This is a genomic window from Pantoea sp. PNT03 (assembly GCF_014852515.1).
Taxonomy (GTDB): Bacteria; Pseudomonadota; Gammaproteobacteria; order Enterobacterales; family Enterobacteriaceae; genus Pantoea; species Pantoea leporis.
Window position 1 is genome coordinate 149,453 of record NZ_JACVBT010000003.1, and the last position, 17,017, is coordinate 166,469.

A 17,017-nucleotide genomic window follows, 5' to 3' on the forward strand; every position below is an offset into this window, starting at 1 on the left:
TCCTCAAGGAGCGCAAAGTGTTAAACAAAGTTCTGCCTATGTTGCTGCTGGTTACGGCTCCGGCTTTCGCTGCTAAACCGGTTCTGACCGTCTACACCTACGATTCGTTCTCTGCCGATTGGGGCCCCGGTCCGGCGGTAAAAAAAGCCTTTGAAGCGCAGTGCGACTGCGAATTGAAGTATGTGGCGCTGGAAGATGGTGTATCGCTGCTCAATCGCGTGCGCATGGAAGGCAAAAACAGCAAAGCCGATGTAGTGCTGGGGCTGGATAACAATCTGGTGCAGGCAGCGGAGAAAACCGGCTTGTTTGCCAACAGCAGCGTCGATACCCGCAGCCTAAAACTGCCGGATGGCTGGAACAATCAAACCTTTATCCCGTTCGATTATGGCTACTTCGCTTTCGTCTACGATAAAAACAAACTGAAGAACCCGCCGAAAAGCCTGAAAGAGCTGGTCGAAAGCCCGGAAAAATGGCGCGTGATTTATGAAGATCCGCGCACCAGCACGCCGGGTCTTGGCCTGCTGCTGTGGATGCAAAAAGTGTATGGCGATAACGCAGCTGATGCGTGGCAGAAGCTGGCGCAAAAAACCGTTACCGTCACTAAAGGCTGGAGCGAAGCTTACGGCCTGTTCCTGAAAGGTGAAGGCGATCTGGTGTTGAGCTACACCACGTCTCCGGCTTATCACATTATCGAAGAGAAGAAAGAGAACTACGCCGCGGCCGAATTCAGCGAAGGCCACTATTTACAGGTGGAAGTCGCCGCGCAGCTCGCCAGCAGTAAACAGCCCAAGCTGGCGCAGCAGTTCATGCAGTTTATGGTTTCTCCGGCCTTCCAGCAGACCATTCCCACCGGCAACTGGATGTATCCGGTGATCAAAAGCGATCTGCCAGCCGGTTATCAAGCGCTGCAGGTGCCCGCGAAGGCGTTGCAATTCACGTCAGCCGAAGTCGCCGACCATCGCGCCGCGTGGATCAGCGCATGGCAACGCGCCGTTAGCCGTTAATGCCCGGCTGGTTGATTCCCGGTAGCGCCATCGCGCTGTTGCTGTGCGCGGTGGCGCTGCTGGCGTTTGGCGCCTTGGTGATGGTCGCTCCGGCCACCGACTGGCGCGCGCTGCTCGACGACAGCTATTTGCATCATGTGCTGCTGTTCTCGTTTGAGCAGGCGCTGCTGTCGGCGCTGCTTTCGGTGCTGCCCGCGATCCTGCTGGCGCGCGCGCTCTACCGCCGCCGTTTTCCGGGACGCAATCTGTTGCTACGTCTGTGCGCCATGACGCTGGTGCTGCCGGTGCTGGTGGCGGTGTTTGGCTTGCTCAGCGTGTACGGTCGCAGCGGCTGGCTGGCACAACTGTGCGCGACCATCGGCTTTGACTACCACTTTTCGCCGTATGGCCTGCAGGGCATTCTGCTGGCGCACGTCTTCTTTAACCTGCCGCTGGCGACGCGCCTGCTGTTACAGGCGCTGGAGAGCATTCCCGGCGAGCAGCGCCAGGTCGCCGCCCAGCTTGGCCTGCGCGGCTGGAATCTGTTTCGCTTGCTGGAGTGGCCGTGGCTGCGCCGTCAGATTCTGCCGACGGCGGCACTGATCTTTATGCTCTGTTTCGCCAGCTTCGCCACGGTGCTGGCGCTGGGCGGCGGACCACAAGCGACCACGCTGGAACTGGCGATCTATCAGGCGCTAAATTTCGATTACGATCCGGGCCGCGCGGCGCTGCTGGCGCTGTTACAGCTCGCTTGCTGTTTGCTGCTGGTAATGCTGAGCCTGCGCTTTAGCAAAGCCATTCCCACTGGCAGCCAGAGCATTCGCGGCTGGCGCGATCCGCAGGATTCATGGCAGGCGCGCATCAGCGATACGGTGCTGATTGGCCTGGCGCTGCTGCTGCTGTTACCGCCGCTGGCGGCAGTAATCGTCGATGGTTTGCGCGGCGGCGTTGCCGGTGCGCTGCAACAAGCGGCGCTGTGGCAAGCCACCTTTACCTCGCTGCGTATTGCCGTAGGCGCCGGCGTGCTCTGCGTGCTGCTGACCATGATGCTGCTGTGGAGCAGCCGCGAACTGCGGCAGCGCCAGAACAGAGTCGCCGCGCAGGCGATGGAGATGAGCGGCATGCTGATTCTGGCGATGCCGGGCATTGTACTGGCGAGCGGTTTCTTTCTGCTGTTCAACGCCACCGTGGGGTTGCCGCAGCGCGCCGATGGTTTGGTGATCTTCACTAACGCCCTGATCGCCATTCCTTATGCGATGAAAGTGCTGGAGAATCCGATGCGCGATATCAACGCCCGTTACAGCCAGCTCTGCGCTTCACTCGGCATCTCCGGTTTCAACCGCTTGCGGCTGATTGAGCTGCGCGCGCTGAAACGCCCGATTGCTCAGGCGCTGGCGTTTGCCTGCGTGCTGTCGATTGGCGATTTTGGCGTCGTCGCGTTGTTTGGCAGCGCCGATTTCCGCACGCTGCCCTTCTATCTGTTCCAACAGATTGGCGCCTATCGCGGTGCGGACGGTGCCGTCACCGCACTCCTGCTGCTGCTGCTCTGCTTACTACTTTTTACTCTGATGGAAAAATTACCGGGTCGCCATGCTGACACTGAATAACCTTACTTACCTTTATCAGCATCTGCCGATGCGCTTCAGTTTTGCGGCGCAGGCGGGTGAACGTCTGGCGATCCTCGGTCCGAGCGGCGCGGGGAAAAGTACCTTGCTGAGTCTGATTGGCGGCTTTTTGCCGATCAATCAAGGCGCGCTGATGATGAACGGCGTTGATCATACCCACAGCGTGCCGTCGGCGCGCCCGGTTTCCATGCTGTTCCAGGAGAACAATCTGTTTCCGCATCTCACGGTGCAGCAAAACATGGCGTTGGGCTTACATCCGGGCCTGAAATTGACGCGCGAACAGCAGCAGCAAGTGGTGGATATCGCCGAGCAAACCGGCTTGCAGGCGATGCTCACGCGTTTGCCTGGTCAGCTTTCCGGTGGACAGCGTCAGCGCGTGGCATTGGCGCGTTGCCTGCTGCGCAATCAACCGATTTTGCTGCTGGATGAACCCTTCTCAGCGCTGGATCCGGCGCTGCGCAACGAGATGCTGCAGCTGGTACGTTCGGTATGCGAAAACCGCAACATCACCTTGTTGATGGTGTCGCACAGCCTGGAAGATGCTCAGCAGATTGCGCCGCGCAGTTTGGTGATCGTCGACGGGCGCATCTATTGGGATGGCAGTACAGAGAGTTTGGTGCGCGGTGAAAGTGCCGCGGCCGCCATCCTTGGCGTGACAGCGCGTTAAGCGAAGAAAACTTTCCACAGCAGGTGGCGGAAGATTGGCATCATCGGATGGAACTGGATTGCGATAAACGCGCCCAGGCCAATCGCCGCCATCAGCGGTGCCAACCAGCGCAGACGCGATGCAGGCAGATACTTTGTCGCCCAATCCACCGTTTTACCGCTGCGCGACCAGCGCCACAGCAACCAGCCACCGATCCACAGCAGCAGCGCCACCAGCAACAGCAGCCATTTAAAGCTGCCGCCCTGCGCGGCCTGTGGTACATCAATTGCCACGCCCGCCAGAATGCCCGGCATCAAATACGCGGGCGGCCAGAGAATGCAGCCAATCAGGTTAGGCGGCAGGAATTTGCGCACCGGCAACTCCAGCATGCCCGCTGCTAGCGGAATCAGCGGACGCGTCGGGCCGACAAATCGCCCCACCAGAATGGTGAACATGCTGTGTTGATGCAGCGCATGCTCGGTTTTATCCAGCAAACCCTTGTACTTTTTCAGATATTTCCAGCGATGCAGCGGCCCCTGAAACTTCCAGCCGATGCCGTAAGAGACCCAATCGCCGATTAAACAGCCAACGAATCCGGCCGCCCACGCAGGGTAAAGACCAATTTGTCCGCTTCCGACCAGCGCCCCAAGGCTGGCCATTAATACCGTGCCCGGCAACAGCAATCCCACGAAGGCCAGCGACTCAAGGAAGGTCACCAGCGCCACAGCGATCAGCGCGTACTCCAGCGATTGCGAAAACAGGTGTTGAATCCAGGCTTCCATAAATATCCTCTGCGGAATATAGAGGCTGGATTGTCCAGAGCATACACATGGTCGTCAAGGCAAGAATTGTAGAACGATGTTGACAAAGTGGTGACAATTTCGCCTGCAGGACACTGTATAAACATCCATGTTATACTCAATGCAATTCATTCTCTGGAGTTCACGTGACCGATCCGCGCGCAGGTTTTCTGCTTACCCGACATTGGCGAGATACGCCGACCGGCAGCGAAGTGGTGCTGTGGCTGGCCACCGACAGCGGCCCGCAGCGGCTGGTGCTGCCTGCCCAGGAATCCGTGGCGTTTGTGCCTGAAGAGTTTCGCACGCCAACCGAAGCGCTGATTCGCGACGAACGTCATACGCGCCTGCAAACGCTGGAGCTGAAGGATTTCCGTCGTCGTCCGGTGTTTGGCCTCTATTGCCGCAGCAATCGCCAGCTGCAAAATCTGGAAAAGCGCCTGCGTGAAAACGGCATTCCGGTGTATGAAGCGGATATTCGGCCACCCGAACGCTATTTGATGGAGCGCTTTATCACCGCGCCGGTGTGGTTTAGCGGTGAAACACGCGGTGACAGCGTGGTCAACGCGCGTCTGAAACCGCATCCTGATTACCGTCCGCAGCTGAAATGGGTATCGCTGGATATCGAAACCACGCAGCACGGTGAGCTCTACTGTATCGGGCTGGAAGGCTGCGGCCAGCGCCAGGTTTACATGCTCGGTCCGCCTAACGGCGATGCCAGCACGCTCGATTTTGAACTGATCTATGTTGATAGCCGCCCGCAGCTGCTTGAGCAGCTCAACGCATGGTTCGAGCGGCATGAACCGGATGTGATTATTGGCTGGAATGTAGTGCAGTTCGATCTGCGCGTACTGCAGAAACACGCCGATCGCTACGGCATTCCGCTGCGTTTAGGGCGTCAGAAGCAGGCGCTGGAGTGGCGCGAGCACGGCTTCAAACCTGGTGTGTTCTTCGCGCAGGCAACGGGCCGCTTAATTATTGATGGTATCGACGCGCTCAAATCCGCGTTTTGGGATTTCCCGTCGTTCAGCCTCGAAGCGGTCTCGCGCCAGCTGCTCGGTGAAGGCAAGGCCATCAATAATCCGTGGGATCGCATGGAAGAGATCAACTGGCGCTTTGCCAACGATAAACCGGCGCTGGCGAAATATAATCTCAAGGATTGCGAGCTGGTGACGCGCATCTTCCAGCACACCGCCATCATGCCGTTCCTGCTGGAACGCGCCACGGTAAATGGTTTAGCGGTGGATCGTCACGGCGGTTCGGTGGCGGCCTTTGGTCATCTCTATATCCCGCGCATGCACCGCGCCGGTTTCGTGGCGCCGAATCTCGGCGAAGTGGCGCCGGAAGCCAGCCCCGGCGGTTACGTGATGGATTCGCGGCCCGGCCTGTACGATTCGGTGCTGGTGCTGGATTACAAAAGCCTCTATCCCTCAATTATTCGCACCTTCCTTATCGATCCGGTGGGTTTGGTGGAAGGCCTGGCGCACCCGGATGACGCCGATTCCGTGCCCGGCTTCCGCAATGCGCGCTTTTCCCGTGAGACCCACTGTTTACCGGCGATTGTCGAGCAGATTTGGCAAGGGCGTGAAGCCGCCAAGCGCGACAACAACAAACCGCTGTCGCAGGCGCTGAAAATCATCATGAATGCTTTTTATGGCGTGCTCGGCACCAGCGCCTGCCGCTTCTTCGATCCGCGCCTCGCGTCATCCATCACCCTACGCGGCCACGCCATCATGCAGCAAACGCGCGAGCTGATTGAAGCGGAAGGCTTTGATGTGATTTACGGCGATACCGATTCCACCTTCGTCTGGCTGAAAGGCGCGCACAGTGAAGCGGAGGCGACGGCGATTGGTCGTCATCTCGCTGAACAGGTTAACGGCTGGTGGCGGCAGCATCTGCAATCAACTTATGGGCTGGAGAGCGCGCTGGAGCTGGAGTATGAAACGCACTTCAGCCGTTTCCTGATGCCTACCATTCGCGGCGCCGAACAGGGCAGCAAAAAGCGCTATGCCGGGATGATTCGCAGCGAGGGCGGCGAGCGGCTGGTGTTTAAAGGCCTCGAATCAGTGCGCACCGACTGGACGCCGCTGGCGCAGCAGTTCCAGCAAAATCTGTATGGCCGTATTTTCCGTGGCGAGCCGTGGCAGGATTACATTCGCGAAACGGTGGCGCAGCTGCTGAACGGTGAACTCGACGATCAGCTGGTGTATAAAAAACGCCTGCGGCGCGCGCTGAAAGATTACGAGCGCAATGTGCCGCCACATGTGCGCGCTGCGCGTCTCGCCGATGAGCAAAATCGCAAGCTGCAGCGCCCGCTGCAGTATCAAAACGGTGGCTCGATCCGCTATGTGATGGCCACGGCCGGACCGGAACCGCTCGAGGCGCGCAATACGCCCCTCGACTACGATCATTACGTCACCAAACAGCTGCAGCCGGTGGCTGACGGCATTTTGCCGTTCGTCGGTGACGACTTTGCTACACTCATTACTGGGCAGCTGGGGCTTTTTTGACAGGTGACGAATGCCTTGCCATCCAGTACCATAGCGCCCTTCCTGATTCTCACCGCACTCACAATCTGACCAAACACCCGTTTGGCGGTTGGGTATTGCCTGAGTACAGGTGAACTTCTTTATGGCATGTCAGAGAGTCGAGCAAAAAATATATGGTTTTTACACTGGGTCAGCGCTGGATTAGTGATACGGAAAGTGAACTGGGATTGGGCACGGTGGTCGCGCTCGATACGCGCATGATCACCATGCTTTTTCCGGCAACCGGCGAAAACCGCCTGTATGCCCGAAACGATTCTCCGGTCACTCGTGTGATTTTCAATCCGGGTGACACCATCACCAGCCACGAAGGCTGGCAGATGACCGTCGATGAAGTCCGCAACGAAAACGATTTAATGACTTACATCGGCACACGTCTCGACACCGAAGAAGCGGGCGTCGTCATGCGCGAAGTGATGCTGGACAGCAAACTGGTGTTCAGCAAGCCGCAGGATCGCCTGTTCGCCGGTCAGCTCGACCGCATGGACCGTTTTGCGCTGCGTTTCCGCGCACGCAAATACCACAGCGAGCAATACCGCCTGCCGATCAGCGGCCTGCGCGGGATGCGCACCAATTTGATTCCGCATCAGCTGCACATCGCTCACGATGTCGGCCGTCGCCACGCGCCGCGCGTGCTGCTGGCGGATGAAGTGGGCTTGGGTAAAACCATTGAAGCCGGGATGATCATCCAGCAACAGCTGCTGGCCGGTCGTGCCGAGCGCGTGCTGATTGTGGTGCCGGAAACGCTGCAACATCAGTGGCTGGTGGAAATGCTGCGTCGCTTTAACCTGCGCTTTGCGCTGTTTGATGACGATCGCTACACCGAAGCGCAGCACGACAGCGACAATGCCTTTGAAACCGAGCAGCTGATTATCTGTTCGCTCGATTTTGTACGCCGTAACAAGCAGCGTCTTGAGCTGCTGGCCGATGCCGAGTGGGATCTGCTGGTGGTTGATGAAGCGCACCATCTGGCATGGAGCGAAGACGCACCAAGCCGCGAATATCAGGTTATCGAGCAGCTGGCAGAGAAAACCGCTGGCGTACTGCTGCTGACTGCCACGCCAGAACAGCTGGGCTTAGAGAGCCACTTTGCGCGTCTGCGTCTGCTCGACCCAAATCGTTTCCACGATTTCGGCCAGTTTGTCGAAGAGCAGCAGCATTATCGTCCGGTGGCCGATGCGGTGAGCTCGCTGCTGGCCGACCACGCCATCAGCAAAGATGAGATGAACCTGATTAACGATCTGATCGGTGAACAGGATATCGAGCCGCTGCTGCAAGTGGCGAACAGCGATCGCGATGGCAAAGAAGACGCGCGTAAAGAGCTGGTCTCGATGCTAATGGATCGCCACGGCACCAGCCGCGTGCTGTTCCGTAACACCCGTAACGGCGTGAAAGGCTTCCCGAAACGCGAGCTGCACCAGATTCGTCTGCCGCTGCCCGCGCAGTATCAAACCGCGATTAAAGTCTCCGGCATCATGGGCACGCGCAAAAGCGCAGAAGAGCGCGCGCGTGACATGCTGTATCCCGAGCAGATTTATCAGGAATTTGAAGGCGATAGCGGCACATGGTGGAACTTCGATCCGCGCGTTGAGTGGCTGATGGGTTACCTCACCAGCAACCGCAAAGAGAAAGTGCTGGTGATCTGCGCCAAAGCCGCCACCGCGCTGCAGCTGGAGCAGGTGCTGCGTGAGCGCGAAGGCATCCGTGCCGCCGTGTTCCACGAAGGCTTGTCGATTATCGAACGCGACCGCGCAGCAGCCTTCTTCGCCTCCGAAGAGGATGGCGCGCAGGTGTTGCTGTGTTCCGAAATCGGTTCTGAAGGCCGTAACTTCCAGTTCGCCAGCCGTTTGGTTATGTTCGATCTGCCGTTTAACCCGGATCTGCTGGAGCAGCGTATCGGGCGTCTCGATCGTATCGGCCAGATGCATGACATCCAGATTCTGGTGCCGTGGCTGGAAAAAACCGCGCAGGCGGTGCTGCTGCGCTGGTATCACGAAGGGTTGGATGCGTTCGAACACACCTGCCCAACTGGCCGCGCCATTTATGACAACGAGTATAATCAGCTGATTGAATATCTTGCCGCGCCGGAAAATCCGCAGGGACTCGATGAGTTCATCAGCGCAAGCCGCAAGCAGCACGATGCGCTGAAAGCACAGCTGGAACAGGGACGCGATCGCTTACTGGAACTGAACTCCAACGGCGGTGAAGCCGCTCAGGAGCTGGCAAATGCCATCGGCGAGCAGGACAACGATACCGATCTGGTTAACTTTGCGCTGAACCTGTTCGATATCGTCGGCATCAATCAGGAAGACCGCAGCGATAGCCTGATCGTGCTGACGCCGTCCGATCACATGCTGGTGCCTGATTTCCCTGGCCTGCCGGAAGAGGGTTGCACCGTGACCTTTAACCGTAACCAGGCGCTGTCGCGTGAAGATACCCAGTTTATTACCTGGGAACATCCGCTGATCCTCAACGGCCTCGACCTGATTCTTTCGGGCGATACCGGTAGCTGTGCGCTGTCGCTGCTGAAGAACAAGGCGCTGCCGGTCGGGACGCTGCTGGTCGAGATGATCTATGTGGTTGAAGCGCAAGCGCCGAAAAGCCTGCAGCTCACCCGCTTCCTGCCGCCAACGCCGGTACGTTTGCTGATGGATCGCGCCGGGAACAATCTGGCAGGCAAAGTGGAGTTTGAAAGCTTTAACCGTCAGCTGAATGCGGTGAATCGCCATACCGGCAGCAAGCTGGTGAATGCGGTGCAGCAAGATGTGCATGAGATTCTGACCCAGGCCGAAAAAGCGATCGTTCCGGAAGCGCAGGCGATTATCGCGGCAGCGAAAGTGGAAGCCGAAGAGAAACTCGGTGCTGAGCTGTCACGTCTCGAAGCGCTGCGCGCGGTTAACCCCAACATCCGTGATGACGAGGTTGAAGCGCTGGAAAGCAATCGCGAACAGGTATTGGAAAGCCTGGGCGATGCAGGCTGGCGTCTCGATGCGCTGCGTCTGATCGTTGTCACGCACCAATAATGTTCAGGACCGCGACATCATGCTGATGGAAGCTTACAACCCGCCGCTCGAACCCTGGCTGCATATTCTGTATCAGGACGAGCACATTATGGTGGTGAATAAACCGAGCGGGTTGCTGTCGGTGCCGGGCCGTCTCGAAGAGCACAAGGATAGCGTGATGACGCGCATCCAGCGTGATTTCCCACAGGCGGAATCGGTGCACCGTCTCGATATGGCAACCAGCGGCGTGATCGTCGTGGCCCTGAATAAAGCGGCTGAGCGTGAGCTCAAGCGCCAGTTCCGTGAGCGCGAGCCTTCCAAATACTATGTGGCGCGCGTGTGGGGCCATCCGGCGGCAGAAGAGGGTTTGATCGATCTGCCGCTGATTTGCGACTGGCCGAATCGGCCGAAGCAGATGGTGTGTTTCGAGAACGGCAAAGCGGCGCAGACCGAATATCAGGTGCTGGAGTATGAAGCCACGAACAGTGCGCGCGTCAAGCTTAAGCCAATTACCGGACGCTCACACCAGCTGCGTGTGCATCTGCTGGCGCTGGGGCATCCGATTCTTGGCGACCGCTTTTATGCACATGATGAGGCGCTGGCGATGGCGTCGCGTTTGCAGTTGCATGCGGAGTCGCTGACGATCACCCATCCGGCGTTTGGCAATAGCATGACGTTCAGGCAGCCGGCGGGATTTTAGTGTTGGAGATGCTGCCCCTCCTCGGTCCGTGCTTGCAGTCCCCCTCCTCGCTCCGTGCTTGCTGCCCCCCACCTCGGTCCTCCCCCATAAATGGGGGAGGAAGATGTTGCTACATGTTAGTGATGAAGCTGCATGTGGCAGTATCTCCTTCCCCCGTTTGCGGGGGAAGGCCGGGATGGGGGACAGCAATAAAATTATTTAAACCCTTTCTCCTTACGAATCAGATCGTAAGCCGCCTGAATCTCCTGCGCTTTCTGCTTCGCCATCTCCATCATTTCCGGCGGTAAACCTTTCGCCACCAGCTTGTCAGGATGATGTTCGCTCATCAGCTTACGGTACGCGCGCTTGATGGTGGTGCCATCATCGCTGCTTTTCACGCCCAGCACGCTACAGGCATCTTCCAGCGTAGGACCGCGTTGCGCCTGCTGATAGGCGCCGCCGCGGGAAGAACCGCCGCCACCAAACTGCTGACCGCCTTCCATCATGCGCAGGAACTGATCGAACTGTGCGCGTGAAATACCCAGCTCTTCGGCAATCACATACAGCACCTGGCGTTCGTTGGGATGCAGTGAACCATCGGCGAAGGCGGCCTGGATTTGGATTTCCAGAAACATCCGAATCAGATCAAACCGGCCAAAGCAGGCGCTGCGCAGCTCGCGCAGTTTACTGCGCAGCGGATAGTCGCTCTGTTTACCTTCACGGAACGCACGCTGCGCGGCAGTGCGCGCATCGCCATGCAGCTGCATGCGATCCATGAATAAGGAAGCAATCTGGATATCCGCTTCGGTGACGCGCCCTTTTGATTTGGTCAAATGGCCCATCACCTGGAATGTGGTACTGAAAAACAGCGTCTGACGCGCCTGGTTATTGGCGAAATAGCCCTGTCCTTTTACGCTGCGCACTTTGTCAAACATGTGACCAATGATCAGACCCAGTACAATGCCCCAAAAGCCTGCCCCGGAAAATATCCCAAGCGCCAGACCAATTACTTTTCCCCAGTAGCGCATAAACTCCTCAATTCGCCATGCTTGCGGCTGAAAATTGCATTATCATACCTGTCATTTATCTCAGCGCCTAACGGCAACGCGGACAGACAAGGATTAACACTGGCGCAACGCCGGGCAGTAAGTTAGTCTCTGACCGGATTGTCGGCATGATGCCAGTTTTCATGGAATTATCGAAACCGCGTATGAAAAAACGTATACCTACCTTGCTGGCTACCATGATTGGTGCAGCGCTTTATAGCCAGTCATCACTCGCCGACGATCTGATGTCGCAGTGCATGCTGGGCGTGCCGAGTTACAACCGCCCGCTGGTCAATGGCGACACCAACTCGCTGCCGGTCACCATCCATTCTGATTCCGCCAAAGGCAACTATCCGGATGATGCGGTGTTCACCGGTAACGTCGATGTACAGCAAGGCAATAGCCGCCTGCGTTCCGACGAAGTGCAGCTGCATCAACGTCAGCAGGAAGGACAAACCACGCCGGTTCGTACCGTGGATGCGCTGGGTAATGTGCACTATGACGACAATCAGGTCATCCTCAAAGGTCCGAAAGCCTGGTCAAATCTGAACACCAAAGACACCAACGTGTGGAACGGTGATTATCAGATGGTTGGCCGTCAGGGCCGCGGCGATGCCGATCAGATGAAACTGCGCGGTAACAATCGCTACACCATTCTAGAAAACGGCAGCTTTACCTCTTGTTTGCCGGGTTCCAACAGCTGGAGCGTTGTCGGTTCCGAAGTGATTCAGGACCGCGAAGAAGAAGTCGCGGAAATCTGGAACGCCCGCTTTAAGCTCGGCAATGTGCCGGTATTCTACAGCCCTTATTTACAGCTACCGATTGGCGATCGCCGCCGCTCCGGTTTCCTGATCCCGAATGCGAAATACGGCAGTAATAACGGCTTCGAATTCATGCTGCCATATTACTGGAACATCGCGCCGCAGGCCGATGCCACCATCACGCCGCACTATATGGAAAAACGCGGTCTGCAGCTGCAGAACGAATTCCGCTATTTGACGGTGTTTGGCGCAGGCTTGATGGAGCTGGATTATCTGCAGTCAGATAAGCAGTACGACAGCGATAAATCGTCTCGCCCTTCAGTCCAAAACGATACGAATGACGATCGCTGGTTGTTCTATTGGCAACACGCCGGCGTTTACGATCAGCATTGGCGCTTTAATGCTAATTACACCAAAGTTAGCGATCCGTATTATTTCAACGATTTGGAGTCCAAGTACTACAGCTCAACCGACGGTTATGCTACGCAAAAGTTTAGCTTTGGTTACGCCGATACTAATTGGGACGCGACACTTTCATCTAAAGATTTCCAGGTATTCGGTCAGACGAGCAACAGCAGAGTCTATCGCGCGCAGCCACAGCTCGATTTGAATTTCTATCAGAACGATATTGGACCGTTCGATGGCCGAATTTATGCTCAAGCGGTTAAGTTCACAAGTGTGAGTAGTAACATGCCAGAAGCAACGCGTTTGCATGTGGAACCTACACTGAATCTGCCATTGTCTAACGGCTGGGCAAGCCTTGACACCGAAGCAAAGTTCCTTGCTACTCACTATCAACAAGAAAATCTTGATAGCTATAACAGCAACCCTGGCGCTTATAACTCAAGCGGCCGCCTTGATGGTTCCGTTAACCGCACGCTGCCCCAGTTCAAAGTGGATGGCCGCCTGGTGTTTGACCGCGATATGGACTGGGAACCAGGCTATACGCAAACGCTGGAACCGCGTGTTCAGTACCTTTACGTCCCCTATCGTAACCAGAGCAATATCTATCCGTACGACTCGACGTTGCTGCAAACCGACTACACCGGGCTGTTCCGCGATCGTACCTACAGCGGCCTGGATCGCATCGCTTCAGCAAATGAAGTGGCGACCGGGGTAACTACGCGCATTTATGATAACGATCTGGTTGAACGTTTTAACGTTTCTGTGGGTCAAATCTACTCGTTTACCCCGTCTCGTACCGGCGTAAACCAGACGAACAAAGAAGATGACACCGGCAGCTTGGTTTGGGCCGGCGACACGTACTGGAAAATCAGCGATCGCTGGGGGGCGCGTGGCGGCCTGCAATATGACACCCGCCTCGATAACGTCGCGCAGGGCAATGCGGTAGTTGAGTATCGTCAGGATGCCGATCGTATGGTGCAGCTGAGCTATCGCTACAGCAGCCCGGAATATGTGGCGCAGGCGCTGAATAACTCCAACCTGGTGACTGACCCAATCTACAAAAACGGGATTTCACAGGTGGGGGCGACAGCCAGCTGGCCGATTGCGGATGCCTGGTCACTGGTGGGCGGTTATTACTACGATACCCGCAATAGTCGTCCGGCTGAACAGCTGGTCGGCCTGCAGTACAGCTCGTGCTGCTATGCCATTCGTTTGGGTTACGAACGCAAGATCAACGGTTGGGAAAACAACGACAGTAAGTATGACAACCAAATCTCATTCAACATTGAGCTGCGTGGTCTGAGTTCTAACTATGGCTTAGGCACCAACGAAATGCTGCGTCAGGGCATCATCCCTTACCAGCGCGCTTTCTGATGTTGTGATGTTTGACAGGCTCTCCCGCAGTGCGGAAACAACAATGGATAAAGTATGAAGAACTGGAGAATGCTGATTCTTGGTGTAGCGATTACCGCTAACACTGCGTTCGCAGCCCCACAAGTGGTTGATAAAGTTGCCGCAGTCGTGAACAACGGCGTGGTACTGGAAAGTGACGTTGATAACATGATGCGCACCGTGAAATCACAGGCGCAGCAGGCAAACCAGCAACTCCCTGATGACAAAACCTTGCGTCATCAGATCCTTGAACGCCAGGTCATGGATGCCATCATTCTGCAAATGGGTGAAAGAGCGGGCGTGCAGATTACCGATCAGCAGCTGGATCAGGCAATTCAGAACATTGCCGCCCAAAACCGCATGAGCCTCGATCAGCTGCGTAGCCGTCTGGCCTACGACGGTATGAACTACAACGATTACCGTGCGCAAATCCGCAAAGAGATGCTGATTTCAGAAGTGCGTAACAACGAAGTGCGTCGCCGCGTCACTATCCTGCCGCAGGAAGTGGATACGCTGGCTACGCAGGTGGGTGCGCAGAATACGCAAGGTACTGAGCTGAATATCAGCCAGATTCTGCTGCCGCTGTCAGAAAACCCGACGCAGCAGCAGGTTGACGATCAGGAAACGCTGGCGCGCCAACTGGTTGCTCAGCTGAAAGGCGGTGCCGACTTTGGCAAGCTGGCCGTGACTTACTCAGCCGATCCGCAGGCGCTGAAAGGCGGCAACATGGGTTGGGGCAAAATTGAAGAGCTGCCAACGCTGTTCTCGCAGGCGCTGAGCACCGCGAAGAAAGGCGATATCGTCGGTCCAATCCGTTCAGGTGTTGGTTTCCACATCCTGAAGGTGAACGACCTGCGTGGCGAAAGCAAAAGCATTTCTGTGACTGAGGTGCATGCGCGTCACATTCTGCTGAAGCCGTCACCGATCCTGACCGACGCTCAGGCGCAGGCCAAAATCGAACAGATTGCAGCGGATATTAAAAGTGGTAAAACCACCTTCGCCGCAGCGGCCAAACAGTTCTCCGACGATCCGGGTTCAGCTAACCAGGGCGGCGATCTCGGCTGGGCATCTCCAGAGATTTACGATCCGGCATTCCGCGATGCATTGCTGAAGTTGCAGAAAGGCCAGGTCAGCCAGCCGGTTCACTCCTCATTTGGCTGGCACTTGATTCAGTTGCTGGATACGCGTCAGGTTGATAAGACCGATGCCGCGCAGAAAGAGCGCGCCTATCGCATGCTGTTCAACCGTAAATTCGCGGAAGAGGCGCAAACCTGGATGCAGGAACAGCGCGCCAGTGCTTACGTGAAAATTCTGGATAACAATGGTCAGTAATTATCGTGTGGTGATCACGCCCGGCGAACCCGCCGGGATTGGTCCCGACCTCACCCTGCAACTGGCGCAGCAAAACTGGCCGGTTGAATTGGTGGTCTGCTGCGACGGCGAGCTTTTGCGCCGTCGCGCTGCTTTATTGGGTTTGCCGCTGACGCTGCGTGACTATCAACCTGGCGTTGCGGCACAACCGCAGCAGGCCGGCACGCTTACGCTGCTGCAGGTCGATACCGCTCAGCCAGTGACCGCAGGAGAACTCTGCGTCGCAAACAGTCACTACGTGCTGGAAACCCTGATGCGCGCCTGTGACGGTTGTCTGAACGGCGAATTTGCCGCGCTGATTACCGGTCCGGTGCACAAAGGCGTGATCAACGATGCGGGCATTCCGTTTACCGGTCATACCGAATTTTTTGCCGATCGCGCCGGTGGCGATGTAGTGGTGATGATGCTGGCAACAGAAGAGTTGCGTGTGGCATTGGCTACCACACATCTGCCGCTGAAAGATGTTTCTGCCGCAATTACCCGCGACACGCTGCATGAAGTGATCACCATTCTGCATCGGGATCTGCAGCAGAAGTTTGGTTTACCGCATCCTCATATTTTCGTCTGCGGCCTTAATCCGCATGCCGGCGAGAGCGGCCATATGGGCCGTGAAGAGATTGATACCATCATTCCGGCCCTTAACGAACTGCGCCAGCAAGGCATCCAACTTACCGGACCTCTGCCAGCCGATACGCTGTTCCAGCCGAAATACCTGCAACATGCCGATGCGGTTCTGGCGATGTATCACGACCAGGGCTTGCCGGTGCTAAAATTTCAGGGGTTTGGCCGCGCGGTGAATATCACACTTGGCCTGCCCTTTATCCGGACTTCTGTCGATCACGGCACCGCGCTTGAATTAGCCGGTCTCGGTCAGGCAGAACCGGGCAGCTTTATCACGGCGCTTAATCTCGCCATCACTATGATCAAGAGCAGTAATGAATAATCGCGTCCATCAGGGGCATTACGCCCGTAAACGTTTCGGGCAGAACTTCCTGAACGATCAGTACATTATCGATAGCATTGTCTCCGCCATTCACCCGCAAAAAGGTGAAGCTATCGTGGAAATCGGCCCCGGCCTGGGTGCATTAACCGAGCCGGTAGGCGAACGTCTGGATGAGCTGACCGTGGTCGAGCTGGACCGCGACCTTGCTGCGCGTCTGCAAACGCACCCGTTCCTCGGTCCTAAGCTGACCATTTTCCAGCAGGATGCGATGACCTTTGATTTCTCTGCGCTGGCGCAAGAGAAAGGTCAGCCGCTGCGCGTGTTCGGCAACCTGCCCTACAACATCTCGACGCCGCTGATGTTCCACCTTTTCAGCTATACTGGTTCGATTAAAGATATGCACTTTATGCTGCAGAAAGAAGTGGTGAATCGTTTAGTCGCCGGTCCGGGCAGCAAAGCTTACGGTCGTTTGAGCGTGATGGCGCAGTACTATTGCCAGGTTATTCCTGTGCTCGAAGTGCCACCAGAATCCTTCACGCCGGCACCGAAAGTGGAATCGGCCGTGGTGCGTTTAGTGCCGTATATGCAGCCACAGTATCCGGTCAGCGATATTCGTCTGCTGAGCCGTATCACCACGGAAGCCTTTGGTAAACGCCGTAAAACGCTGCGCAACAGCCTGGCTCATATTTTTGCGGCTGGTGCGCTGGATCAATTAGAAATCGATGCCTCGCTGCGTGCAGAGAACGTCTCTGTGGCGCAATATTGCCAACTGGCAAACTGGTTGAGCAAGCATCAGGCAGAAACTCCGGAGAGTTGAGTGC

12 protein-coding genes are annotated in these 17,017 nt (G+C 56.6%); 10 read left to right on the forward strand and 2 right to left on the reverse strand.

What is annotated here, in order from left to right:
- The first annotated feature begins 17 nt into the window (after window positions 1–17).
- The 3 genes from thiB to thiQ are packed head-to-tail and all read left to right on the forward strand — an operon-like array spanning window position 18 to window position 3,275.
- Complete coding sequence (thiB, locus tag IB226_RS12455; protein ID WP_192235735.1) at window positions 18–1,004, forward strand: thiamine ABC transporter substrate binding subunit; 987 nt, start codon at window positions 18–20, stop codon at window positions 1,002–1,004.
- Window positions 1,004–2,590, forward strand: coding sequence for a thiamine/thiamine pyrophosphate ABC transporter permease ThiP (gene thiP, locus IB226_RS12460; RefSeq protein ID WP_192235737.1), 1,587 nt, complete (start codon window positions 1,004–1,006; stop codon window positions 2,588–2,590). Before thiB ends, thiP begins: the two co-directional genes overlap by 1 nt.
- Complete coding sequence (gene thiQ / locus IB226_RS12465) at window positions 2,574–3,275, forward strand: thiamine ABC transporter ATP-binding protein ThiQ (protein ID WP_192235739.1); 702 nt, start codon at window positions 2,574–2,576, stop codon at window positions 3,273–3,275. The genes thiP and thiQ overlap by 17 nt, the downstream gene beginning before the upstream one ends.
- On the opposite strand, the gene IB226_RS12470 is transcribed toward thiQ, so the two are convergent.
- The gene (locus IB226_RS12470; protein WP_101762132.1) at window positions 3,272–4,036 is read right to left on the reverse strand and encodes a DedA family protein; all 765 of its coding nucleotides are present in this window, start codon (window positions 4,034–4,036) and stop codon (window positions 3,272–3,274) included. The two genes, thiQ and IB226_RS12470, sit on opposite strands and share 4 nt — an antisense overlap.
- 164 nt (window positions 4,037–4,200) lie before the next feature.
- Here IB226_RS12470 and polB point away from each other — a divergent pair, with 164 nt between their 5' ends.
- The 3 genes from polB (at window position 4,201) to rluA (ending at window position 10,299) form a co-directional block, all read left to right on the forward strand.
- Entirely contained in the window at window positions 4,201–6,561 is a 2,361-nt protein-coding gene (gene polB, locus IB226_RS12475) for a DNA polymerase II (protein ID WP_192235741.1), read from the forward strand.
- A 152-nt stretch (window positions 6,562–6,713) separates the two neighbouring features.
- Window positions 6,714–9,620 (forward strand): RNA polymerase-associated protein RapA, encoded by a 2,907-nt coding sequence (gene rapA / locus IB226_RS12480; RefSeq protein WP_110867512.1) that lies wholly within the window; start codon window positions 6,714–6,716, stop codon window positions 9,618–9,620.
- Between the two features lie 19 nt (window positions 9,621–9,639).
- Entirely contained in the window at window positions 9,640–10,299 is a 660-nt protein-coding gene (rluA, locus tag IB226_RS12485; protein WP_101762135.1) for a bifunctional tRNA pseudouridine(32) synthase/23S rRNA pseudouridine(746) synthase RluA, read from the forward strand.
- 194 nt (window positions 10,300–10,493) lie between these two features.
- Here rluA and djlA read toward each other — a convergent pair whose 3' ends face one another.
- Window positions 10,494–11,306, reverse strand: a complete 813-nt coding sequence (gene djlA, locus IB226_RS12490; protein WP_061718138.1) for a co-chaperone DjlA — start codon at window positions 11,304–11,306, stop codon at window positions 10,494–10,496.
- 182 nt (window positions 11,307–11,488) lie between these two features.
- On the opposite strand from djlA, the gene lptD reads away from it, so the two are divergent.
- The 4 genes from lptD to rsmA are packed head-to-tail and all read left to right on the forward strand — an operon-like array spanning window position 11,489 to window position 17,013.
- On the forward strand, window positions 11,489–13,864 hold the full coding sequence (gene lptD, locus IB226_RS12495; protein WP_225608295.1) for an LPS assembly protein LptD: 2,376 nt from the start codon (window positions 11,489–11,491) through the stop codon (window positions 13,862–13,864).
- Between the two features lie 54 nt (window positions 13,865–13,918).
- Window positions 13,919–15,214, forward strand: a complete 1,296-nt coding sequence (gene surA, locus IB226_RS12500; RefSeq protein ID WP_101762137.1) for a peptidylprolyl isomerase SurA — start codon at window positions 13,919–13,921, stop codon at window positions 15,212–15,214.
- Window positions 15,204–16,196, forward strand: a complete 993-nt coding sequence (pdxA, locus tag IB226_RS12505; protein WP_110867509.1) for a 4-hydroxythreonine-4-phosphate dehydrogenase PdxA — start codon at window positions 15,204–15,206, stop codon at window positions 16,194–16,196. Before surA ends, pdxA begins: the two co-directional genes overlap by 11 nt.
- Window positions 16,189–17,013 (forward strand): 16S rRNA (adenine(1518)-N(6)/adenine(1519)-N(6))-dimethyltransferase RsmA, encoded by an 825-nt coding sequence (gene rsmA, locus IB226_RS12510; RefSeq protein ID WP_192235746.1) that lies wholly within the window; start codon window positions 16,189–16,191, stop codon window positions 17,011–17,013. The genes pdxA and rsmA overlap by 8 nt, the downstream gene beginning before the upstream one ends.
- Window positions 17,014–17,017: the final 4 nt, after the last annotated feature.